Below are 23,152 nucleotides of genomic sequence, written 5' to 3'. Positions count from 1 at the left end.
TGCGCCAGGTGTGGCTGTTATAGTGCGCATCCACTCGGCAAGACGTTGATCGATAACGTCAAACAGGTCGAGTTGGCATCGCCATGATGTCGTGCTGTGGTGGCCCCGTCGGTCCTCCCGCAACGCTAAACCGCAAACCCCGCCAGGCCCGGAAGGGAGCAACGGTAGTGGTGGACGCGTGTGCCGGGATGTGGCTGTCGGGGCCGCCTCCATTTCGGGCGTCCGAACCGCCTCGGCATGGTGCTTTGGCCCCCCTGGCCGCCTGCCTGTTTTCCATCCCCCTTGTCTTCCCTTCTTTTCTTCGATTATCCGGTCTCTTCAACGCTGCCTGTCGTTTGGCTGCCATCCCCGGCGGAGCTGATGAACGGTCGTTCGTTGGAAGGTCGTATTGGCCGCGGCCGCGAAGCGCGCTAAGGTGCAGCCTCGGCCTTTCCGAGGCCGTTCATTCGCTTCTCTATCGCAACAATTCATCAATACGAATAACTCATCAATACGAAGAAGAGGGAACATCATGATGCGGCGTCGAATTCTCTCCGCGGTGCTGGGCTCCATGCTGGTGGCCGGGGTGGCCCAGGCAGAGACCGTCAACCTGGGCATCACCCAGATCGTCGAGCATCCGGCCCTGGATGCCAGCCGCCAGGGAGCGCTGGATGAGCTCGCCGAGCGCGGCTATGTGGAGGGCGATAACCTCGAGGTCGACTTCCAGAACGCCCAGGGCGACACCTCCATCGCTGCTCAGATCGCGCGCAAGTTCGCCGGTGATCGCCCGGACCTGGTGCTGGCGATCAGCACGCCTTCGGCCCAGGCCGCGGCCTCGGCACTGCAAGATGATACCCCCATCGTCTTCACCGCCGTCACCGACCCGCTGATCGCCAAGCTGGTAAACGACATGGAGGCGCCCGGCGCCAATATCACCGGGGTGGTGGATGCGCCCCCCCTGCAGGCGCAGTTGCAGCTGATCCGCGACATGTTCCCCGAGGCCAAGCGGCTGGGAGTGGTCTATAACCCCGGTGAGGCAAACTCCGTCTCCCAGGCCGAGAAGCTCAATGCGATGGCGCCGGAGCTGGGTTTCGAGCTGGTCGAGGTGACCGCCTCACGCACCTCCGAGGTGATGGGTGCCGCCCGCAGCCTGGCCGGTCGCGCCGATGCCATCTACGTGCCGGTGGACAACACCGTGGTCTCGGCCCTGGAGAGCGTGCTCAAGGTCGGCTACGACGCCGATATTCCGGTATTCACCGGCGACAACTCCTCCGTCGAGCGTGGCGCCCTGGCTTCGCTGGGCTTCAGCTACTACGACATGGGGCGCCAGACCGGCGCGATGATCGCCGACATCCTGGGTGGCGAGAAGGCCGGTGATCTGCCGGTGGGCACCGTCGAGAAGCTCGAGCTGATCCTGAACCGAGATGCCGCCGAGCAGATCGGCTACGAGATCCCGGCCGAGTTCGAGGAGCAGGCGGTCGAGATCTTCGAGTAATGAGTCTAATAGCCTTTCTGGGGGCCATCGAACTTGGCCTGATCTTCGGTTTCGTGGCGCTTGGTGTCTACCTCTCCTTCCGCGTTCTGGACTTTCCCGACCTGACCGTCGACGGCAGCTTCCCCCTGGGGGCTGCCGTGGCGGCGGTATGGATCGTGGGCGGCGGCAACCCCTGGGTGGGAACCGCCCTGGCGGTGGTCGCCGGTGCCATGGCCGGCACGGTGACCGCCTGGATGGCGGTGAAGCTCAAGATCCTCAATCTGCTGGCCTCGATCCTGTCGATGATCGCGCTCTACTCGATCAACCTGCGGGTGATGGGGAGACCCAATATCGCGCTGCTGACCGATGACACCATCTTCACGCCGCTGGAGTCGCTGCCGTTCAGCCGCTATGTCGTCTTTCCGCTGGCGATCCTCGCCGGCCTGGCGGTGGTGACGGTCCTGCTCAACCGCTTCCTCAACAGCGAGGTGGGGCTGGCCATGCGTGCCACTGGTGAGAACGCGCGCATGGCCTCGGGCAACGGCATCAACACTTCGGTGATGGTGCTCTCCGGCATGGCACTCTCAAACGCCCTGGTGGCGCTGGGAGGTGCGCTCTTCGCTCAGAGCCAAGGCAGCGCCGACGTGACCATGGGGGTGGGTACCATCGTGGTGGGCCTGGCGGCGGTCATCGGCGGTCAGTCGCTGATCCCCGGGCGCACCATCCTGATGGCTACCCTGGCGTGCATCTTCGGCTCCATCCTCTATCGCCTGATGGTGGCGGTGGCACTCAATGCCGACTTCATCGGCCTCAAGGCTCAGGATCTCAACCTGGTGACGGCTCTGCTGGTCGGCTTCGCGCTGGTGCTGCCGCGGTTCAAACGCAAGAGGCGTGTCGCATGATCGAACTTCAGGATATCCACGTCACCTTCAACCCCGGCACGCCGCTTGAGAATCACGTGCTCAAGGGGATCGACCTGGTCATCGATGAGGGGGAGTTCGTCACCGTGATCGGTGGCAATGGCGCCGGCAAGTCGACGCTGCTCAATGTGCTGGCCGGGGAGGTCATCGCCCAGCCGGGGCGGGTACTGATCGGCGGGCGCGACGTCACTCGGTTGTCGGCTTTCAAGCGTGCCGACCTGGTGGCGCGCGTCTACCAGGATCCGCTGGCCGGCACCTGCGGCACTCTGACCCTCGAGGAGAACATGGCGCTGGCCTTCGCTCGTGGGCGGCGCCGGCGACTGGGGCGTGCCCTGGATGGAGGCCTGCGCAGCCGCCTGCGCGACAACCTGGCGCGTCTGGGACTGGGGCTGGAGGATCGCCTCCACGACAGCATCGGCCTGCTCTCCGGCGGGCAGCGCCAGGCGGTCAGCCTGCTGATGGCGGCACTGCAGCCCATGGAGATTCTGCTTCTCGACGAGCATACCGCGGCCCTGGACCCGAGAATCGCCAGCTTCGTGCTGGAGCTCTCTGCCGACATCATCCGCGAGCAGCGCCTCACCGCGCTGATGGTCACCCACAGCATGCGCCAGGCGCTGGATGTGGGTCACCGTACCATCATGATGGATCAGGGCGAGGTGGCATTCGATGTCAAGGGCGAACAGCGGGCCGGGCTTCAGGTGCCCGACCTGCTCAAACTATTCGAGCGTGCCCGCGGTGAGCAGGTCGACGACGATTCGCTGCTGCTGGGGTGAAGGGGAGGTGTCATGCGTATCTATCACTCTGAAATGAGCAAGGCGCGTCGCGCCCGGACCGAGCTCGATGGCGGCCAGCTGGTGCCGCCCTGGGAGTGCCCGGAGCGGGTCGACATGATCCTTGAGGGCCTGCGCAAGGCGGGATTCACCGAGGTAGTCGAGCCAGCCGAGCACGGCCTGGCACCGGTGCTGGCGGTTCACGATGCCGACTACGTCGACTTTCTGGCGACCTGCTGGGACGACTGGCAGGCGCTGGGGCGCGAAGGGGAGGCGATCGCCTGGATCTGGCCGACTCGCACCATGCCGGGGCGGCGAATCCCCAGCTGTGTCGACGGGCGCCTGGGTCACTATGCCCTGGGGGCGGACACTTCGATCTGCGGTGGCACCTTCGAGGCGGCACAGGCCAGCAAGGATGTGGCGCTCTCGGCTCTGGACCATGTGCTGGCCACAGGCGAGCCGGCCTTCGGCCTGTGTCGTCCGCCGGGGCATCATGCCGCCGTCGATCAGTTCGGCGGCTACTGCTTCTTCAACAATGCTGCGGTGGCCGCTCAACGGGCGCTGGATGCGGGGTTGTCGCGAGTCGCCATTCTCGATGTGGACTTCCACCACGGCAACGGCACCCAGCAGATCTTCGAGCAGCGTAGCGATGTGCTGTTCGTGTCGATTCACGGCGACCCCATGACCTGCTTCCCCTACTTCATGGGGCACGCCGACGAAGTGGGGGAGGGTGAGGGGGCGGGCTATACCGTCAATTATCCTCTGCCGGAGGGCACGGGTGCCGAGGTATGGTTCCATGTGCTCGAGGCCGCCAAGGAGCGCATCCGTGAAACGGGCTGTGAGCTGCTGATCGTGTCGCTCGGGGTGGACACCTTCGAGAACGACCCGATCAGCGCCTTCAAGCTGAGCAGCGACGACTTCACCGAGATGGGACGCCGCCTGGGGGCCCTGGGCCTGCCGACCCTGTTGTTGATGGAGGGCGGTTATGCGGTGGAGGAGATCGGTGTCAACGTGGCCAATGTGCTGAGTGGCATGACGTCTGGGGCTGTCGAGCGGGGTTAAGCCCGCTCGGTCTGTGCCTGCCGGCCGTGCTGGCGCTGCTGGACCTGCATGGCGTCCATGCGTGACTTGAGGGCGCTCTGGGTGGCCTGCAGCGCCTCGGCCCGTATTTCCGCCTTGGTGGCGCGTTGCAGGGCCTCCTGGGCGTGATTCTGGGCCTCCTGTCTGGCACGTTCTGCGGTATCCAGGCGCGCCTTCTGCTCGGCGCGCATCTCGGTGATCTCCTGGCGCTGGCGGGCACGCTCCTCCTGCACCTCCTTCTTGAGCAGGGTGATTTGCTCGATCTTCTCATGTGCCTGCTCGAGGGCGCCATCGCGCTGGCTTTCGGCCACCGCCTGGGCGCGCTCGGCCTTGATGCGCTCCTCCTCGCTGGCGCGGGCCCCGCGTTCGGCGGTCAGGCGCGCCTGCTGTGCCTCCTCCAGTTGTTCGCGCAGCAGGGCCAGCTGCTGGCGCTGCTCGGCGAGTGTCTGCTGGGCCTTATGGGCCAGCTGCCGTTCACGCTCCAGCTTGTCGCGCAGGCGGTCTCGCTCGGCCAGCAGGGTACTGGCGCGCTCATCGGCCATCTGCCCGGCGCGTTCGGTGGCCTCGAGCCGTTGTGCCAGTTCGTGGTTACGCCTTTCGAGGGCCTCGCCGGCCTCGGCCAGGGTCGTGGCGTCGGCGCGCGACTCATCGGCCAGGCGTCGACCCTCGTTCAGCCCCGTGTTGGCATGGGTCGCCAACTCGCGCTCCAGGGCGTCGATCAAAGCTGCGGGAAGACGCGGAGCCGAGGGCTCGGGCACGCTGCGGGTATCACGCCAGGCGCTGAGGTGGCGCTGGACGATATTGGGCGAGCCGGTGCCGAGCAGTTCCAGCACCCGTTTCAGGGTGGGTTCGGCGCCGCGATGCTCGAGGTTTTCCGCCGCGGCGGCGACCTGCTCGTAGGTAAGCGATGAGGTGGTGTGTACGCTATCGCGAGATGGGTTCATGGCATCGTCGTCCCTGTAATGATCCATTAGGGCCACACTAGCACAGCCCCACGGCTTCGGGCAGCGCGGCTCGCTTTCCGCGGCGCCCCCTGGACGCTAGAATGAGCGCTTCATGCCGGCGTTGCCGGCCTCCGTTTTCCCGCAAGGATATCGCGCCGCATGAGCTATCAGGTTCTGGCCCGCAAGTGGCGACCGCGCACCTTCCATGAACTGGTCGGTCAGGAACATGTCCAGCGTGCGCTGGTCAATGCGCTGGATCAGGGGCGGCTGCACCACGCCTACCTGTTTACCGGCACCCGCGGTGTGGGCAAGACCACCCTGGCGCGAATACTCGCCAAGTGTCTCAACTGTACCGCCGGCGGCCGAGGTGACGAGGGGGTGACGTCCACTCCCTGTGGCGAGTGTGACAGCTGTCTGGCCATCGACGAGGGGCGCTTTGTCGACCTGATTGAGGTGGATGCCGCCTCGCGTACCAAGGTGGAGGATACCCGCGAGCTGCTCGATAACGTGCAGTATGCGCCGACTCAGGGACGCTACAAGGTGTACCTGATCGATGAGGTACACATGCTCTCCACCAGCAGCTTCAACGCACTGCTCAAGACGCTGGAGGAGCCACCGCCCCATGTGAAGTTCCTGCTGGCCACCACCGATCCGCAGAAGCTGCCTCCTACGGTGCTGTCACGCTGCCTGCAGTTCACCCTCAAGCATATGCCCCTGGAGCGCATCGTCGACCACCTCGGCAAGGTGCTCGCGGCCGAGTCGGTGCCCTTCGAGGAGAGCGCCCTGTGGTTGCTCGGGCGGGCCGCCGAGGGGTCCATGCGTGATGCCATGAGCCTGACCGACCAGGCCATCGCCTTCGGCCAGGGCCGGGTCGAGCATGCCGACGTGGCAGCCATGCTGGGTACCCTGGATCAGCATCATGTGCTGGCCCTGGTCGAGGCGCTGGCCGATGTGGATGCCGCTCGGCTGCTCACCGAAGTGGGCAACCTGGCCGAGCATGCCCCGGACTTCGCCGGCGTGCTCGACGAGGTGACCGGCGTGCTGCATCGGCTGGCCATCGCCCAGATGGTGCCCGAGGCCCTGGACAACGCCCAGGGCGATCGCGAGGCGCTGCTGGCTCTCGCCTCGCGATTTACCGCCGAGGATGTGCAGCTCTATTACCAGATCGGCATCCAGGGGCGTGGCGACATGGCCAGTGCGCCGGATCTACGTACCGCGCTCGAGATGACCCTGCTGCGCATGCTGGCCTTCCGTCCCCAGGGTGTGCCGAAGCCGGCGTCGACGCCACTGCCGCTGCGCGGCAACTCCGAGGGTGGCACGCCCCACGGGGGCGACGCCCCGCCTGCCGGTAGTCAGGAGTCGGGGAGCAAGTCCGAGGGCGCGACACCGTCATCCGCGCCCTCCACAGCCCCGGCTCCCGAGGCGCCTCGCCATCCTTCGCCATCGAGTGAGCCCCCTGCCGAGTCGTCGGCACCACCGCCGCCATGGGTCGAGGCAGAGCCTGCGTCTGCACCGAACCCCTCTGCGGCATCGGAGGCGCCGTCACCGGCAGGGCCCCCAGTGTCATCTTCCTCTTTCGGGGAGGAAAGGCCATCTGCGGTCACGCGGCCGGCCGAGTCTCACTCGATGGAACAGGAGGCGACCCCATCAGGCGATGCGGAACCGGAGCCGGAGCCGGTCTCGGTTCCCGTTGCCGAGGAACCCGACTCGGCAGCGGTGTCAAACGATGAACCCGCCCCGGCAGCGGTGTCAGACGAGACGAATGGTCATTTCAGCCACTCGGCCTGGCTGGCGTGCTTCGAGACGCTGGGTCTGGGTGGGCTGACGCGCAATCTGGCCGCTGGCTGTGTGGTGGAAGAGGATGATGGCGAGCGTCTGCGGTTGCGCCTCGACCCGACGCTCTCCGCCATGCGCGCCGAGATCCATATCGAGCGCATGCAGCAGGCCCTGGCCGAGCATGGCATCACGCGGCGGCTGGAGGTCGAGGAGGGCGAGATCCCGGCGAGTGTCGAGACTCCTCGTCAGCAGGCCGAGCGTCTGGCCGCGCAGCGTCACGCCAGGGCGGTTGAGGCGCTGGGGAGTGACCCCCATGTACAGCAACTTCAGCGGGCCTTCGGAGCCCGCCTGATCGAGTCCACGGTGAAACCCGCCGGCGACCTACACTAGACGACTATTTACATCATTAGATGACAAGAGAGGACACACCATGTTCAACAAGGGTGGAATGGGCAATATCATGAAGCAGGCCCAGGAGATGCAGGAGAAGATGCAGCGGGTCCAGGAGGAGATCGCTCGTGCCGAGGTGCTGGGCGAGGCGGGGGCAGGCATGGTCAAGGTCACCATGAACGGCCGCCATGACGTCAGCAAGGTGGATATCGATCCCAGCGTCATGGAAGAGGACAAGGAGCTGCTGGAGGATCTGCTGGCTGCTGCGGTGAATGATGCCGTTCGCAAGGTCGAGGCCAACTCCAAGGCCAAGATGTCCGAAGTTACCGATGGCATGAATCTGCCGGCCGGTTTCAAGATGCCGTTCTGATGAGCTTCTCCCCCCTCATCGAGCAACTGATGGAGTCGCTGCGGGTGCTGCCCGGCGTGGGGCCCAAGACCGCCCAGCGCATGGCCATGCACCTGCTGGAACGCGATCGTGACGGCGGCCGGCGGCTCTCCACGGTGCTCGACGACGCCCTGGCAAGAGTCGGCTACTGCCGGCGCTGTCGAACGCTCACCGAGGACGATGTGTGCCAGCTGTGCGAGAGTCCACGACGTGACGACGACCTGCTCTGCGTGGTGGAGTCGCCCGCCGACCAGCTCGCCATCGAGGAAGCCGGCGGCTATCGCGGCCGCTACTTCGTGCTGCATGGCCACCTTTCGCCCCTGGACGGCATCGGTCCCGAGGATCTGGGGCTCGACCGGCTCGAGGCCAGAGTCGGCGAGGAGGGAGTCGAGGAGGTCATCCTGGCCACCAACCCCACGGTCGAGGGGGAGGCCACGGCCCACTATATCGCCGCGCAGCTCACCGCCCACGGGGTTCGCCTGTCGCGCCTCGCGTACGGCGTGCCGATGGGCGGCGAGCTGGAGTATGTCGACGGTGGCACCCTGAGTCGCGCCTTCAATGGTCGCCTGCCGTTCCGGAGCGAGTGAGCCTGCGCTCGGTTGCTCCACCCCATTCAACACTGCCGGAACCCTGATGCCCCTGACCCCCGAGATACACTGGATCGATACCCCCGAGGCGCTGGATGCCGCCTGTGAGGCGGTGAGTAATGACGATGTCATCGCCCTGGATACCGAGTTCTTTCGCGAGAACACCTTCTACCCGGTACCGGCTCTGATTCAATTTTCCGCCGGCGGCGTGGCCTGGCTGGTGGATCCCCAGGCCGTGACATGTACCGCCGCCTTCCGACGTCTGCTGGCCGAAGGGCCGCTCAAGCTGCTGCACGCCGCCAGCGAGGACCTGGAGGTCTTCACGTGCTGGGCCGGTGTGACGCCGCGCCCGCTGGTGGATACCCAGGTCGCCCAGGGGCTGTTGGGCGACAATCCCGGCATGGGTTATCAGAAGCTGGTGGAGCACTGGGTCGGCGAGATCCTGCCCAAGGATGAGACCCGCTCCGATTGGCTGGTGCGTCCGCTCTCGGAGACCCAGCTGCAGTATGCCGCCCTTGATGTGGTCTATCTGGTGCAGGTATGGGAGCAGCAGCGCCTCGAGCTCGAGCGGCTGGGGCGTAGCGAGTGGCTTCAGGCCGATGGTGAGGCGATGCTGGCCCAGGCCGAGCGCAGCGTCGAGGCCGATGGGCAGTGGTATCTGCGTCAGCGTCAGCTGTGGCGCCTGGCGCCGCGCCAGATCGAGGCCTACCGGCGGATGACCATCTGGCGCGAAGGCGAAGCCCGCGCTCGCAACCTGCCCAGGGGCTGGCTGGTGCATGACCGAGTGTTGTTCGCGATCGCCGAGGTGATGCCCCGGAATCGCCATGAGCTGGCGCGGATCGAAGGTGTCAAGCCGAGTCTGGTCAAGCGCGACGGCGACACCCTGCTGGCACTGGTGGCCGAGGCGCAGCAGCTCGATGCTAGCGAGCTCCCGGGCGAGCTGCCATCGCCCATGGAGCCTGAGTTCAAGCGTGGCATCAAGACGTTGAAGAAGGTGGTGAATGCCGAGGCCGAGGCGCTGGGTGTGGCCCCTGAGGTACTGATGCGTCGCCGTGACCTGGAGGCCCTGCTGGTGGCCCACCTGGAAAAGAGTGACCCGCCGCTGCCGACGGGGTGGCGCGGTGAACGCCTGAACACGGGGCTGATAAAGGCCCTGGAGGAACTACCGAGATGAGTGATGACCGGATGTCCGGCGACCGCCTGCTGTGCCAGGTATTCAAGAGTTCGCGCAAGGACGAAATGTATCTCTATGTCGACAAGCGCGAGGGTACGGAGCGCGTTCCTGGCCCCCTGCTCGAGCGTTTCGGCAAGCCGGTACCGGCCATGACGCTGATCCTCAGCCCCGAGAAACGGTTGGGGCGCGCCAGTGCTGTGGAGGTGATGCAGGCGATCCGTGACAACGGCTTCTATCTGCAGATGCCCCCAGCCAAGGAGGAGTATCTTCTGGATCTTTATCGCACTCCAACTCAGGCGCGTTACTGACCCAATGTGCCCGGCATCGGGCGCGACAAACAGTATCGCGCCCGACGACGCACGAACTCCGTTCAACCCAGGGGAGCCGGGGGCAGGCCGAAGAGGAGGTCCTACGCCAGGAAAGGCTTTGGTAGCGTACAGGGAGGTATTCACAGCGTCTCCTCCCAGGCCAGCCGCCGGTTCAGCCCCGAGATGCCTGCTGTTCAGCAGGGTGACTGGAAGATGCCATGCGAGAACGTTTCTGGGAGCACTACCCCCTCGAAGAGCTGACCGCCGAGGAGTGGGAGGCGCTCTGCGACGGGTGCGGTCAGTGCTGCCTGCTAAAGTTCCAGGATGACGAGACCGGCGAGTTGGCGGTACTCAACCTGGCCTGTGAGCTGCTGGATATCCAGAGCTGTCGCTGCAGCGACTATCCCAACCGCCTGGAGCGGGTGCCGGAGTGCACCCGGCTGACACCGGAGCGAGTGGACGAATTTCGCTGGTTACCGCGCTCCTGCGCCTATCGTCGGGTCGCCGAGGGCCGCAAACTGGCCGCCTGGCACCCGCTGCTCAGCGGTGACCCGGAACGCGTTCATCGCAAGGGCGTCAGCGTACGCAGCTTTGCGGTCAGCAGCAGAGGTGTCTCCGAGGAGTACTACGAGGACCATATCATCGCGATTCTGCCCATCGACGGCTGACATCGCCAGCCCACCCCTCCCTTCAGCGAGGATGCTGCCTTCATTGCATGCTTGCGACGCCTCGCCGATGGGCGTTCAGGCCCCGTCACCTTGCACCCTCGATTTATGCGCTCGTTATATGGCGGCGACCACCGCCGGGAACTATCCTTGATATGTGTAACAGTTTGTTTTAGGCATGGGCATATTTGCCCAACGCATGACGCCGCTTATTGAGAGGTGCGGGGTCGGGGGGATCGAACATGAAAGGTTTCAGGAAACTAGCGTTGGTCATGGCGGTGGGTGCCCTGGCCTCGTCCGGCGTTGCGGCGCAATCCTCTTCGTGGAGCGGCGATCCGCTCAGTGATGATGAGATGGCGGAGATGTTCAATGACCTCATGAACGAGGGCCGCGTGCTCGACAATCAGGAGATGGCGCAGCTGCAGTCGTGGCTGCCGACGCGGTTAAGCCCCGAGCAGTTGTTGCTGCTCTACCCGCCGAGCGCTGGAGACCAGGAAACGGATATGTCTGGCGCTCGCGACGGAGGTGAGGGCGTGTTGGTTGCCAGCAACGACGGCAGCGATGACGGAACGGATGACGGCTCCGATGATGGATCGGATGACGGCTCCGACGATGGATCGGATGACGGCTCCGACGATGGAACGGACGACGGCTCCGACGATGGAACGGACGACGGCTCCGACGATGGGTCGGACGACGGCTCTGATGATGGAACGGACGACGGCTCCGATGATGGATCGGACGACGGCTCCGATGATGGGTCCGATGGCGGCACCGATGGTGGGGGCGGAGGTGGTGGTCCCGGCGGTGGCTCAGGTGGTGGTTCTGGCGGCGGCTCGGGTGGCGGTTCCGGCGGCGGCTCGGGTGGTGGTTCCGGCGGTGGCTCGGGTGGCGGTTCCGGCGGCGGCTCGGGTGGCGGTTCCGGCGGCGGCTCGGGTGGTGGTTCCGGCGGTGGCTCGGGTGGCGGTTCCGGCGGCGGCTCGGGTGGCGGTTCCGGCGGCGGCTCGGGTGGCGGTTCCGGCGGTGGCTCGGGTGGCGGTTCCGGCGGCGGCTCGGGTGGCGGCTCGGGTGGCGGTTCCGGCGGCGGCTCGGGTGGCGGCTCGGGTGGCGGTTCCGGCGGCGGCTCGGGTGGTGGCCCCGGCGGTGGATCGCGTGGCGGTTGATTGCGCGCCACTTACCTCACAAGCCTGTTACAGGGACCCGGCCTCGGCCGGGTCCTCGCCGTCACGGCACTGTCATCAAGCATCAAGCAGCAAGGCATCATGCCTCCTGATCTGCCAGTCGCAGCGCCCAGAGAATAAAGGCGTCCTGGCGGGCGCCATCATGCCACGCCTTGAAGCGCCCGGAGGCGCCACCGTGGCCGGCGGTCATATCGGAACGCAGCAGCACCGGTCCGCGAGCGCTGCCCAGCTCGGTGAGTCGGGCATAGAGCTTGGCCGGCTCCCAGTAGGGGACTCGGGTGTCGTGCCAGCTGCCCTGCAGGAACAGTGCGGGGTAGGGGGCCGCGGCGAGGTTGTCCAGTGGTGAATAGTCGGCGATGCGGCGACGGACAGCGGCGTCCGCCGGGTTGCCCCACTCGGTATATTCGGCGGTGGTCAGTGGCAGGTCCGGGTTCTCCATGGTGCGCAGCACGTCCACGAAGGGTACGTCGAGCACTGCCGCACAGAATGCCTGCGGCGCCAGGTTGAGACTGGCGCCCACCAGCAGGCCGCCGGCGCTGGCCCCATAGGCGGCGATACGCTCGCCGTCGCTGATGCCATGCTCCACCAGGGCGTCACGTGCCGCCAGGAAATCGTGGAAGCTGTTGGCCTTGTGTGCCAGCTTGCCGGCCAGGTACCAGGGTTCGCCGCGGTCACCGCCGCCCCGGACATGGGCCACGGCGAAGGCCACGCCCCGGGAGAGCAGCTCCAGTCGGGCTACCGAGAACCAGGGGTCGAGTACCTCTCCGTAGGCGCCGTAACCGTAGAGCAGGGTCGGAAGTGGATGACCGACACGGTCGGCCGGCATGACCACCGAAACAGGGATGCGTTCCCCGTCGTGGGAGGTGGCCCACAGCCGTTCACACGCGAGGTGCTCGGGCCTGAGGTCGCCGTGCACGGGCTGCTGCTTGAGCAGGCGACGCTCTCCGCTGTCCAGGTCGTGCTCCACCCAGCTTACCGGCAATATGAAGGACTCCTCGCACAGGCGCAGGCGACGACCATCGAAGTGGGGGGCATCACCCAGTGCCAGGCTGCAGGGTGTCTCCGGTAGTGGCAGGCGCTCGTCCCGGGTAGTGAGATGTTCGGAGTTGAACTCCAGGACCCGCAGGTGTACCTGGGCCTCGTCATGGTCGCGCTCGGTGACCACGACTCCCCAACTGAAGGCATCAACCCCCTCCAGGGTGTGGTGGTCGCGATGGGGAATCAGCGGCTGCCAGCGCTGAGCATCGGCGGCTACCTCTAGAGATGACTCGGCCAGCCGGTCGAGTCGAAAATGGGGGGCGCCACGGTTGTGCAGCAGGTAGAAGTGGCCGGGGCGGTGCTCCAGCGCGAGTTCCACGCCGCTCTCGCGGGGGCGGAAGCAGCGCGGGGGGGTGGCCGGTGCCCGGGCCGGTATCAAGTGGCACTCGCTGGTATCCTTGGAGGCGCTCTCCAGTACCAACCACTCCCGGGAGCGTGTCTTGCCCAGTCCCAGCCAGAACTCGGGGTCCTCCTCGCGCAGGACCAGAGCTGGTTCGTCCGCAACACCCTCGCGCAATCCCAGGCGCCATATGCTCTCGGGGCGCTGGGTCGCATCATGGCGGGTGAACAGCAGGGTGGCGTTGTCCTCGGCCCAGCTCAGCTCGGCACCGATATCCTCCAGCAGGCGTACGGGTGCTCCATCGGGCAGCCGGGCCAGGAAGAGGTCGAATCTCTCGTCACCGGTGGTGTCCTCGGTCCACGCCAGCCAGCCCTCGTCCGGTGACAGGGCCATGTCGCCGAGTTCGAGGAAGTCGTGGGCCGCGGCACGCGCTTCCAGGTCAAGGAAGGGGGCGGCGCGGTCGGGCTCGCCGTTGGGGTGTCGCCACCACACCGGGTAGTCGGCGTCGGCCGCGGTTTCGCTCCAGTAGGTGTGGTGGTCCAGCGGGGTGCGCAGGCCATGCACGGCAAGCTCGCGACGCGCGAGGTGGCCGTGGTAGAGCCGTTCGACCAGCGACTCCAGGGGACTGAACCAGGCATCGCACTCGGCATTGGCGGCCTCAAGGAAGTCGGTGACCCCCGAGTCCTCGCGCTGCTCCAGCCAGTGCCACTCGGGGTCTTCTGGACGGCGGAAGTGGGAGACCGGGGAAGCAGTGGAGTGCTCAAGGCGCTGTGGCGGCTGTGCTTTCATGGCGCGGGATGTACCATACTCGGATAAGTGAAAAGTGAGGTGGCAATGCCTATTACCGAATCGATGAGCCTACTATGGCTGAGCTACGGCGTCTTGTCGCTGGTGATACTGCTCACCGGCTACCTGGGGCTGGCCTTCCTGCCAAGACTGCTGAGGCTGCCGATCACCTGGCTGGTGGCCGGTGTGATGTGGATGCCAGCGCGTTTTCAGCTCCCGCTGCTCGAGGAGGGGGATGTCTACACCGGCTTTGCACCGGCGGTGGTCGTGGCGACGGTGGCCTTTCTCGAGCGTAACAGCGAGGCGCTGATGCCGGCCCTTGTCCTGACGCTTCTGGGTGCCGGGCTGGGGGTGGTCTTCGGGCTGCTGCTGTGGTGGCGTGGCAGGCGCACCAGCAAGCCGGTCAACCGGAACAAGAATGAGAACAAGGCGGCTGATGGGCCGCGTGGTGCCGTGCGGCGGGAGCCGGTTGTCGGCCAGGGGTGATCGTCGAACCAGGGTGATCTAATAAGGAGGCCGGGATGGCCAGCAGAGTCCGGGACAGGGCAGGGCGCATGGGCACCCGGCTGGTGCTCACCTTCCTGTGCGCACTGGCTCCCGCCGTGCTGGCACAGCCGGTCGAGGACCGCCCCGAGGTACGAGTGATCATCGACGTGTCGGGCAGCATGCGCGCCAACGATCCGGATCGTCTCAGGGTCAGCGCCCTCGAACTGCTGGTGTCGTTGATGCCGGAAGGCACCTCTGCCGGTGTCTGGACCTTCGGCGAGACGGTGGCCAACCCATTGCCGTCGGGTGAGGTGAATGTCGACTGGCGCCGACGGGCTCAGGCGCTGGGTCCTGCGCTGGCGGGTGTGCAACCCTATACCGATATCGAAGCCGCGGTGCGCCGCGCCGCGGCGCCTGCTGCCGATGGCTGGCGCCACCTGGTCCTGCTGACCGATGGTGTCATCGATCTGCCCCCAGCGCGAGGCTCCAAGCCCGAGGTGGATGCGGCCTCGCGTCGAGAACTTCTCGACGAGCTGGCGGTGGAGCTTGCCGATTCCGGGGTGGTCGTGCACGCCATCGCCTTCTCCGATCAGGCCGATATGGCCCTGGTGGAGTCGCTTTCCCGTACCACCGGTGGTCTGCCTGCTCCGGTCGCCTCTCCCGAGAGTCTGCTCGTCGCCTTTCTGGATATCGTCGAGCGCATCTTCCCCACCGACCGTATTCCTCTGGAGGGGGGGCGCTTTCATATAGAGCCGGGCATCGAGACCTTCTCGGCGCTGCTCTTCCACGCCCCCGATGCCGAGCCGCTGGTGCTGGTGGGGCCGCAAGGCCGCGAGTATCGCGCCACCACACCGCCACCAGGGGGGCGCTGGAAGGTGGAGCCGCGCTTCGACCTGCTGAGGGTGCCCGACCCCACACCCGGCGAGTGGCGTGTCGAGGGTGAGGTTGCCGAGCAGAGTCGCATCGGCGTCACGTCGGCGCTGGCCCTGCGTACCGGAGTGCTGCCGGCCACGGCCTTCCTGGGCTTTCCATTGCCGGTAGAGGCCTGGCTCGAGCGGAATGGCGTGCCCTACACAGACGAGCTCGAAGGGCTCTCGTTGCGTGCCGACCTCGCCGCTGCCGATGGTGAGGTGCGGGGCACGACGCGACTCGCCCGCGACGGTGAACGCTTTCGTGGCGAGCTGCCAGCCCCTACCCTGCCGGGGAGTGCGCGTCTGGTGATCACGGCCGAGGCCGAGGGGATGGTCCGTCAGCGCAGCCAGGCGATCAACCTGCTGGCCCCACTCGAGGCGAGCCATCAGCCCGAATCGCGGCGCGTAGTGCTGACCGCTCGCCATCCCGAGCTGGCTCATCATAATACGCGCCCCTGGGCGGAGCTGGCGGGTGAGCACCTCGAGATCGAGCCCCGGGGCGAGCGCCGCTGGATGATCGCCCTGCCCGAACTGGATGACAGCGTCAGTCGCCCCCTGAAGCTGGGCGCCGAGGTGCGCCTTCAGGCCCAGACCCATGAGCTGCGTCTGCCCCCCCTGATGCTGTTTGCCGAGTCTGCCACCGGCCTCGACCTGGCCAGCGGGCGCGGCGAGTTCTCGGCCGAGCGTTTCCACCAGGATCTGGCCGCCGGTCGTGGTAAAGACCCTGACCCTGGTGGTGTCGTCGAGCGATTTATCGGGGCTATCAATCAGGGGGTTGCGTCCGGGGTAGAACATTGGCGCACCAGCTGGCAGCCGCGGCTATCGGGGCTGGCCGCCAGGCCGTTGGTCTGGGCGCTGGTCGCCGGTGCTGTTCTGATAGTGATACTGCTGTTCTTGTTACGCGGTCGTCGCCAGCGGCGGCGTCCTGCCCATCGGGAGGATCCCCATGTGTGAATTGTTGGGCATGAGTGCCAATGTGCCGACCGATATCTGCTTCAGCTTTACCGGTTTCCTGCACCGGGGTGGGGGCACCGGGCCGCATCGCGACGGCTGGGGGATCGCCTTTTACGAAGAGGGCGGCTACCGCGACTTTCGCGACCCGCACCCCTCGGTGCGCTCGCCCATCGCACGCCTGATCTGTGACTATCCGATCAAGTCTCATATCGTGATCAGCCATATTCGCCAGGCCAATGTGGGGCAGGTACGGCTCGCCAATACCCACCCGTTCGTCCGCGAGATGTGGGGACAGCCATGGTGCTACGCCCATAACGGTCAGCTCGAGGGGTGGCAGTCTCTGCCTCTCTCCTTCTATAGCCCGGTAGGAGGGACCGACAGCGAGCACGCCTTCTGCTGGTTGCTGGGCGAGCTGCGCCGCGACTTCCCGCGGCGTCCCGAGACCGCAGAGCAGCGCCAGGCCTTGTGGCGCTTGCTCCATGAGCTCTGCGAACGGCTCCGGGGGTTGGGGGTATTCAATCTGCTGCTGGCCGATGGTGACTATCTGTACACCTACTGCTCCACCAAGCTGGCCCATATCACCCGGCGCGCCCCCTTTGGCAGTGCGAGCCTCTCGGATGCCGAACTGACGGTGAATTTCGCCGAACATACCACCAGCCGCGATATTGTCTCGGTGATTGCCACCGAGCCGCTGACCGATAACGAGGCCTGGGAGCGGATGGCGCCCGGTGAGCTGCTGGTGTGGCGAGATGGTCAGATACAAGCCCGTTTTGGCCAACGCGAGGAGGCACGGGACGCGCCAGGTCAAGAATCTAAACAAGGGTTTTAATCAATCGTTTTACAGCGCGGCAGGCACGGTAGTAAGGTAGCCTCGGGACAACAAGAAGCGTCGATGTCATATCGTCGATACTGCGGAGACACGTGATGAGTGAACATGCCCACGCCCCCATTCTCGAAGGCCCCGAGCTCAGCGGCATGGAGGCGTACCGGTCGGTCACCGACATCTTCCACGCGGCGGTGGGCAAATATGCCGAAAAGCCCGCCTTTAGTTGCATGGGGCAGACGCTGAGCTTCGCCGACCTGGAGCGTCTCTCCGGTGACTTCGCGGCCTGGCTGCAGCATGAGACCACCCTGCAGCCAGGTGATCGCATCGCCATTCAGCTTCCCAACCTGCTGCAGTTTCCGGTGGCGGTGTTCGGTGCCATGCGTGCCGGCCTGGTGGTGGTCAACACCAATCCGCTCTATACCGAACGCGAGATGGCCCACCAGTTCAAGGACTCAGGCGCCAAGGCGATCGTGATACTCGCCAACATGGCAAGCAAGCTCGAGAATATCCTCGATCGTACCGATATCCAGCACGTGGTGGTGACCGAACTTGCGGATCTGCATGGCTTTCCCAAGCGACCGCTGATCAACCTGGCGGTCAAGCACCTCAAGAAGCTGGTGCCGGCCTATCGGCTTCCCGGCCACACGCCACTGCGCCAGGCCCTAAAGGTGGGAAGCGCCCAACAGCATCGCGAAGTGGAGCGCGAGCTCGATGATGTGGCGGCACTGCAGTATACCGGGGGGACCACGGGCCTGGCCAAGGGCACCATGCTGACCCATCGCAATCTGGTGGCGAACATGATCCAGGCCGGTCAGGCCATCGGCCCGGGTCTCGAACATGGCAAGGAGGTGGTGATCGCGCCGCTGCCGGTCTATCACATCTATACCTTTACGGTGAACTGCCTGTTTCTGATGGAGACCGGCAATCACTCACTGTTGATCACCAACCCGAGGGATCTGCCGGGCTTCGTGAAGGAGCTGCGCAAGGTACCCTTTACCGCCTTTATCGGTCTCAACACCCTGTTCAATGCCCTGTGCAACCGCGAGGATTTCCGCTCTCTGGACTTCTCCCGCCTGCGTTTGACCATCTCCGGGGGCATGGCCCTGACCAGGTCGGTGGCCGAACGCTGGAAGGAGGTTACCGGCTGCGAGATTGCCGAAGGCTATGGGCTTACCGAGACCTCACCGGTGGTCAGCTTCAACCCCGTCGACGCGATACAGCTGGGGACCATCGGCAAACCGGTTGCGGGTACTCGGGTCAAGGTGGTGGATGCCGATGGCAATGACCTGGCCTTCGGCGAGCCGGGTGAGCTCTGTGTTCAGGGTCCTCAGGTCATGAAGGGATACTGGAACCGTGATGACGAGACCGCTCAGGTGATCGATGCACAGGGCTGGTTCCATACCGGGGATATTGCCGTGCTACAGGAAGATGGCTATATCCGCATCGTCGACCGCAAGAAGGACATGATTCTGGTCTCGGGCTTCAACGTCTATCCCAACGAGATCGAGGACGTGGTGGCGCAGCATCCCGATGTGCTGGAGGCGGCGGCGGTGGGGGTGCCCGATGCTGCCAGCGGCGAGACGATCAAGCTGTTCGTGGTGCCCCGTGGCAGCGCCGAGATCGACCCGGAGGCGTTGCGCGCCTGGTGCAAGAAGCAGCTCACCGGCTACAAGGTGCCGCGGGTCGTCGAGGTGCGCGACGAGCTGCCAAAGACCAATGTGGGCAAGGTGCTGCGCCGCCAGCTCCGGGACGAGGAGCGGGAGAAGGCCGGCACGGCCGGCTAGTGCCACTTGGAAGGGCGTCGTAATTAGCATGCGGCGATAGCGAAAGGCGCCGGGGATAGGTCTGAGAGGGGGTCCGAGGACCAGGGAAGGCCGAGGTAGCGTACAAGGAGGTATTTACAGCGCCCCCTCGAAGGCCTGTCGCCGGGAAAGCCTTGAGCGGTGTGGGCATCTGCGATCGCCCTGGTGAGCCACACTCATCGATTGGCCGCCGCTGCGGCCGCGGCGTTACAATAGGGCGCCCGCGTCGGAGTCTCCGGCGCGGGCTTTGTTGTCATCCCTTGGTACCAGCCCCTAGTTGCCAGTCCTTACCGGAGTCGCCGTGCCCGACGAGACCCCTGCCATCACCTTACAAAGCCTGTCCGATGCCGAGCGACTGCGCCAGTTGCGCCTCGGACTGGATAGCGTGCTGTTGCGCGACCACCCGAACCTGGAAAAGCGCCTCAAGGGGCTGTCGCGTCGCCTGAAGGAGGGCAAGCCGGTGGATCGCGGCCTGGCCGAGGTGGAAAAGGCCATGGCGCGTTCTCGCGGCCTGGTGGAGCGCCGTACGGCCCGGCCGGTCACGCTCAACTACCCGCCCGAGCTGCCGGTGGTAGAGCGTCGCGAGGATATCCTGGCGGCGCTTCGCGACCATCAGGTGGTAGTGGTGGCCGGCGAGACCGGCTCCGGCAAGACCACCCAGCTGCCCAAGCTCTGCCTGGAGCTTGGGCTGGGACGACGCGGACTGGTTGGCCATACCCAGCCACGCCGGCTGGCCGCCCGCTCGGTCGCCACACGCCTGGCCGAGGAGCTCGAGACACCGCTCGGCGAGCAGGTGGGCTACCAGGTGCGCTTCACCGACCAGAGCGGCGATGACACCCTGGTCAAGCTGATGACCGACGGTATCCTGCTGGCCGAGACACGACACGACCCGGACCTGCGCCGTTACGAGGCGATCATCATCGACGAGGCCCACGAGCGCAGCCTCAATATCGACTTTCTGCTCGGCTATCTGCGCCGGCTGCTGCCGCGGCGTCCCGACCTCAAGGTGATCATCACCTCGGCGACCATCGATGTGGAGCGCTTCGCCGCACACTTCGCCCTGCCAGGTGCCGAGGGAGAGGCGACACCCGCGCCGGTGGTGGAGGTCTCGGGGCGCACCTACCCGGTCGAGGTGCGCTACCGACCGCTGGTGCGCGAGGCCGATGACGAAGAGGACCGCACCCTGCAGGAGGGGATCCTCCACGCCGTGGAGGAGATCGAGCATATCGAGCGCGAGAAGGGGTGGCGTCATGGCCCCCGTGATGTGCTGGTGTTTCTGCCCGGTGAGCGCGAAATCCGTGAAACCGCTGACACCCTGCGCCGTGCCGATCTGCGTGGCACCGAGGTCCTGCCGCTCTATGCGCGGCTCTCCAATGCCGAACAGAATCGGGTCTTCGCCCCCCATGCCGGTCGACGAATCGTGCTCTCCACCAACGTCGCCGAGACCTCGCTGACCGTGCCGGGCATCCGTTATGTGATCGATCCCGGCCTGGTGCGCATCAGCCGCTACAGCTACCGTTCCAAGATCCAGCGCCTGCCGGTGGAGCCGGTCAGTCAGGCCAGCGCCAATCAGCGCAAGGGGCGCTGCGGGCGTATTGCCGAGGGTGTATGCATTCGCCTCTATGACGAGGAGGACTTCCTTGCTCGTCCCGAGTTTACCGATCCCGAGATCCGGCGTACCAATCTGGCCTCGGTGATCCTCTCGATGCTGTCGCTCAAGCTTGGCAGTATCGAGGCGTTCCCCTTCGTCGACCCGCCGGATGCGCGCTTCATCACCGACGGTTTCAAGCTGCTGTTCGAGCTGGGCGCGGTCGACCAGGAAAGCCGCCTGACCCCCATCGGGCGCAAGCTGGCCCGACTGCCCATCGACCCGCGTCTGGCGCGCATGGTGCTGGCCGGTGCCGAGCAGGGCGGGCTGCGTGATGTGCTGATCGTGGTGGCGGGTCTGGCGGTGCAGGACCCCCGTGACCGCCCGGCGGACAAGCGCCAGGCCGCGGACCAGGCTCACCGTCGCTGGCAGGATCCCGAGTCCGACTTCATGGCGCTGCTCAATCTCTGGCACGGTTTCGAGGCCGCTCGGGAAGAGCTCTCCGGCAACCGTCTCCGGCGCTGGTGCAAGGAGCGCTACATCAACTACCTGCGCATGCGCGAGTGGCAGGATACCTTCCGTCAGCTGCGCCAGCTGCTGCGCGACATGCAGATCGAGGTGCCGCCGCCGGCGCCGCTCCCCGTGGCCGAGGAGGGTGAGCCCAGCGAGGCCACCCGTGAGGCGCGGCGTCAGAGCAGCGTGGCGCTGCATCGCGCGCTGCTGCCGGGGCTGCTCTCCCACCTGGGACTGCTTACCGAGAATCGCGACTATCTGGGGGCGCGCAATCGCAAGTTCGTTATCCACCCGGGGTCGGGATTGGCCAAGAAGTCGCCCAAGTGGCTGATGGCCTTCGAGCTGGTGGAGACCACGCGGCTCTTTGCCCGCACCGTGGCGAAGATCGACCCACGCTGGATCGAACCCGTGGCCGGCCATCTGGTCAAGCGCAGCTACGCCGACCCGCACTGGGAAATGAAGCGGGCCCAGGTGGTCGCCAGCGAGCAGGTCACCCTCTTCGGCCTGCCCATCGTCAGTGGCAGGCGAGTGCACTATGGGCCCATCGCACCGGCCGAGGCCCGGGAGCTGTTTATCCGCCGGGCTCTGGTGGAGGGAGAGTTCAGGACCCGTGGGGAGTTCTTTACCCACAACCGGGCGCTGATCGAGGAGGTCGAGGATCTCGAGGATCGTGCGCGCAAGCGCGATATCCTGGTCGACGAGGAGAGCCTGTTTGCCTTCTACGATGAGCGCATCCCCGCCGAGATCCATCACGGCAAGGGCTTCGAGGCCTGGCGCAGCAAGGCCGAGCGCGATGATCCCGGCATCCTCAAGTTCGACCGGGATGCCCTGCTGGCGCGGGAGGCCAGCGAGGTCACCGCCAGCGACTATCCGGATGCGCTCTCGCTCAATGGGGTGCGCTACCCTCTCGACTACCACTTCGAACCTGGAGCGGTGGACGACGGGGTCACCCTTACCGTGCCCGCGGCGATGCTGCCACAGCTGCCGCTGGCACGGCTGGAGTGGCTGGTGCCGGGCCTGCTGCGCGAGAAGTGCATCGCCCTGATGAAGTCGCTGCCCAAGTCGGTGCGCCGCCAGGTGGTGCCGATCCCCGACTGGGTCGATGCCGCCCTGGAGGCCATGGTTCCCGATGATACGCCGCTGACTGAGGCGCTGGGCGAGTTCCTGCGCCGCAGAACCGGCGTGCGGGTGCATCCCGATGATTGGCGCCTGGATCAACTCGACCCTCACCTGGTGATGAACCTGCGGGTGGTGGATCACGCCGGTGAGCTCCTGGGGCAGGGGCGCGATGCTCGTGAACTGGAGCGGCGCTTCGAGGCGGCCGCGGGTGAGGGCGCCCGGGCCCTGGCACGACAGGCCAGTGTGGCCGATGACCTGGAAGGCCTGCCCGCTGAGGGGCTTCCCGAGTCTCGGGTGACCACTCAGGCGGGCATTCGCGTCGAGGCCTTCCCGGCGCTGGTGCCCAGGGGGGATGCCTTCAGGGTGGAGCTCTTCGATCATCCCGACAAGGCACGCCAGGCGCATCGCGGTGGCATCGTGACGCTGGCCATGCGCGAGCTGCCCCAGGTCGTGCGCGAGATCGAGCGGCTCAAGGGGATGGAGACCTGTGCGCTGCTGTTTGCCAAGGTGGGCAGCCGTCGTCAGTTCGCCGATGATCTGGTGCGAGCGGTGTTCGCCAGCACGCTGGCGGTGGAGCCGCTGCCGCGCTCCAGCGCCGACTTCGAGGCGCGCCTGGCACAACATCGGGAAGCGCTGCTGCCCGAGGCCAGGCGGCGCCTGGCTATCGTCGAGGATGCCCTGAAGGGCCATCTGGCCGTGACCAAGGCGCTGAAAGGCAACCTGAATCTGGCCCTGGCCCTGGTCTACTCTGATCTAAAGGCACAGATGACTCGTCTGGTGCACCCCGGTTTTATCAGTGAGGCAGGCGAGTGGCTGGAAGCGTACCCTCGCTATATGGAGGCGGCACTGATTCGTCTGGAGAAGGCCGCACGGGAGCGCAATCGTGACCAGATGCATATGCAACAGGTTCAGGAGCTCGAGGCGCGGTTAGCCGCGCGGCTCGAGAGCGAGCGCCGCGGCGGCATGGTGCCGCCCGAGCTTGATGAATTTCGCTGGTGGATCGAGGAGCTGCGCGTCTCACTCTTCGCCCAGCAGCTAGGCACCGCCTTCCCCGTATCCGCGAAGCGGCTCGAGAAGCGCTGGGCAGAGATTACCGGGCGCGGATGAGCGCCCCGTCACAATGGTTGTCGCGGTGACCCTGGCGGTCGCGGCC

The 23,152-nt window shown here is 66.0% G+C and carries 18 protein-coding genes and 1 other RNA gene; 17 read left to right on the top strand and 2 right to left on the bottom strand.

Features of this window, described 5'->3' with window-relative positions; translation table 11 throughout:
• Positions 1–106 precede the first annotated feature (106 nt).
• From ffs to Q0894_RS01730, 5 genes are all read left to right on the top strand, one after another.
• An RNA gene (gene ffs, locus Q0894_RS01750) (signal recognition particle sRNA small type) lies at positions 107–203 on the top strand.
• A 308-nt stretch (positions 204–511) separates the two neighbouring features.
• On the top strand, positions 512–1,474 hold the full coding sequence (locus Q0894_RS01745) for an ABC transporter substrate-binding protein (protein ID WP_299230945.1): 963 nt from the start codon (positions 512–514) through the stop codon (positions 1,472–1,474).
• Positions 1,474–2,355, top strand: coding sequence for an ABC transporter permease (locus tag Q0894_RS01740; protein ID WP_299230943.1), 882 nt, complete (start codon positions 1,474–1,476; stop codon positions 2,353–2,355). The genes Q0894_RS01745 and Q0894_RS01740 overlap by 1 nt, the downstream gene beginning before the upstream one ends.
• Positions 2,352–3,146: an ATP-binding cassette domain-containing protein gene (locus Q0894_RS01735; protein ID WP_132041436.1), complete on the top strand. Its 795-nt coding sequence runs from the start codon at positions 2,352–2,354 to the stop codon at positions 3,144–3,146. The genes Q0894_RS01740 and Q0894_RS01735 overlap by 4 nt, the downstream gene beginning before the upstream one ends.
• Positions 3,147–3,158: 12 nt before the next feature.
• A complete protein-coding gene (locus Q0894_RS01730; RefSeq protein ID WP_299230939.1) occupies positions 3,159–4,205 on the top strand; it encodes a histone deacetylase family protein in 1,047 nt (348 codons plus the stop codon).
• Here Q0894_RS01730 and Q0894_RS01725 read toward each other — a convergent pair.
• A complete protein-coding gene (locus Q0894_RS01725) occupies positions 4,202–5,167 on the bottom strand; it encodes a DNA-binding protein (RefSeq protein WP_299230937.1) in 966 nt (321 codons plus the stop codon). The genes Q0894_RS01730 and Q0894_RS01725 overlap by 4 nt on opposite strands.
• A gap of 159 nt (positions 5,168–5,326) precedes the next feature.
• On the opposite strand from Q0894_RS01725, the gene dnaX reads away from it, so the two are divergent.
• From dnaX to Q0894_RS01690, 7 genes are all read left to right on the top strand, one after another.
• Positions 5,327–7,333 carry a DNA polymerase III subunit gamma/tau gene (gene dnaX / locus Q0894_RS01720; protein WP_299230936.1) on the top strand — a complete coding sequence of 669 codons (2,007 nt, stop codon included), beginning with the start codon at positions 5,327–5,329 and terminating at the stop codon, positions 7,331–7,333.
• Between the two features lie 40 nt (positions 7,334–7,373).
• Positions 7,374–7,703, top strand: coding sequence for a YbaB/EbfC family nucleoid-associated protein (locus Q0894_RS01715; protein ID WP_132041440.1), 330 nt, complete (start codon positions 7,374–7,376; stop codon positions 7,701–7,703).
• Positions 7,703–8,308, top strand: a complete 606-nt coding sequence (recR, locus tag Q0894_RS01710) for a recombination mediator RecR (protein ID WP_299230934.1) — start codon at positions 7,703–7,705, stop codon at positions 8,306–8,308. The genes Q0894_RS01715 and recR overlap by 1 nt, the downstream gene beginning before the upstream one ends.
• A 46-nt stretch (positions 8,309–8,354) precedes the next feature.
• Positions 8,355–9,482 (top strand): ribonuclease D, encoded by a 1,128-nt coding sequence (gene rnd / locus Q0894_RS01705; protein ID WP_299230932.1) that lies wholly within the window; start codon positions 8,355–8,357, stop codon positions 9,480–9,482.
• Positions 9,479–9,790 (top strand): YcgL domain-containing protein, encoded by a 312-nt coding sequence (locus Q0894_RS01700; protein ID WP_195686948.1) that lies wholly within the window; start codon positions 9,479–9,481, stop codon positions 9,788–9,790. Before rnd ends, Q0894_RS01700 begins: the two co-directional genes overlap by 4 nt.
• A 218-nt stretch (positions 9,791–10,008) precedes the next feature.
• Positions 10,009–10,458: a YcgN family cysteine cluster protein gene (locus tag Q0894_RS01695; RefSeq protein WP_299230926.1), complete on the top strand. Its 450-nt coding sequence runs from the start codon at positions 10,009–10,011 to the stop codon at positions 10,456–10,458.
• Between the two features lie 500 nt (positions 10,459–10,958).
• Positions 10,959–11,618 carry a hypothetical protein gene (locus Q0894_RS01690; protein ID WP_299230924.1) on the top strand — a complete coding sequence of 220 codons (660 nt, stop codon included), beginning with the start codon at positions 10,959–10,961 and terminating at the stop codon, positions 11,616–11,618.
• A 97-nt stretch (positions 11,619–11,715) separates the two neighbouring features.
• Here Q0894_RS01690 and Q0894_RS01685 read toward each other — a convergent pair whose 3' ends face one another.
• The gene (locus Q0894_RS01685; RefSeq protein ID WP_299230922.1) at positions 11,716–13,803 is read right to left on the bottom strand and encodes a prolyl oligopeptidase family serine peptidase; all 2,088 of its coding nucleotides are present in this window, start codon (positions 13,801–13,803) and stop codon (positions 11,716–11,718) included.
• Between the two features lie 45 nt (positions 13,804–13,848).
• Here Q0894_RS01685 and Q0894_RS01680 point away from each other — a divergent pair, with 45 nt between their 5' ends.
• The 5 genes from Q0894_RS01680 (at position 13,849) to hrpA (ending at position 23,106) form a co-directional block, all read left to right on the top strand.
• Positions 13,849–14,286 carry a hypothetical protein gene (locus Q0894_RS01680; protein WP_299230920.1) on the top strand — a complete coding sequence of 146 codons (438 nt, stop codon included), beginning with the start codon at positions 13,849–13,851 and terminating at the stop codon, positions 14,284–14,286.
• A 35-nt stretch (positions 14,287–14,321) separates the two neighbouring features.
• Positions 14,322–16,151: a vWA domain-containing protein gene (locus Q0894_RS01675; RefSeq protein WP_299230918.1), complete on the top strand. Its 1,830-nt coding sequence runs from the start codon at positions 14,322–14,324 to the stop codon at positions 16,149–16,151.
• A complete protein-coding gene (locus Q0894_RS01670; protein ID WP_299230916.1) occupies positions 16,144–16,980 on the top strand; it encodes a class II glutamine amidotransferase in 837 nt (278 codons plus the stop codon). The genes Q0894_RS01675 and Q0894_RS01670 overlap by 8 nt, the downstream gene beginning before the upstream one ends.
• A 95-nt stretch (positions 16,981–17,075) precedes the next feature.
• Entirely contained in the window at positions 17,076–18,761 is a 1,686-nt protein-coding gene (locus Q0894_RS01665; RefSeq protein WP_299230914.1) for an AMP-binding protein, read from the top strand.
• Between the two features lie 355 nt (positions 18,762–19,116).
• Positions 19,117–23,106 (top strand): ATP-dependent RNA helicase HrpA, encoded by a 3,990-nt coding sequence (gene hrpA, locus Q0894_RS01660; RefSeq protein WP_299231207.1) that lies wholly within the window; start codon positions 19,117–19,119, stop codon positions 23,104–23,106.
• Positions 23,107–23,152 lie beyond the last annotated feature (46 nt).

It is taken from the genome of uncultured Halomonas sp. (assembly GCF_947501415.1).
Classification (GTDB): domain Bacteria; phylum Pseudomonadota; class Gammaproteobacteria; order Pseudomonadales; family Halomonadaceae; genus Halomonas.
This window is presented reverse-complemented; position numbering and strand designations above follow the sequence as displayed.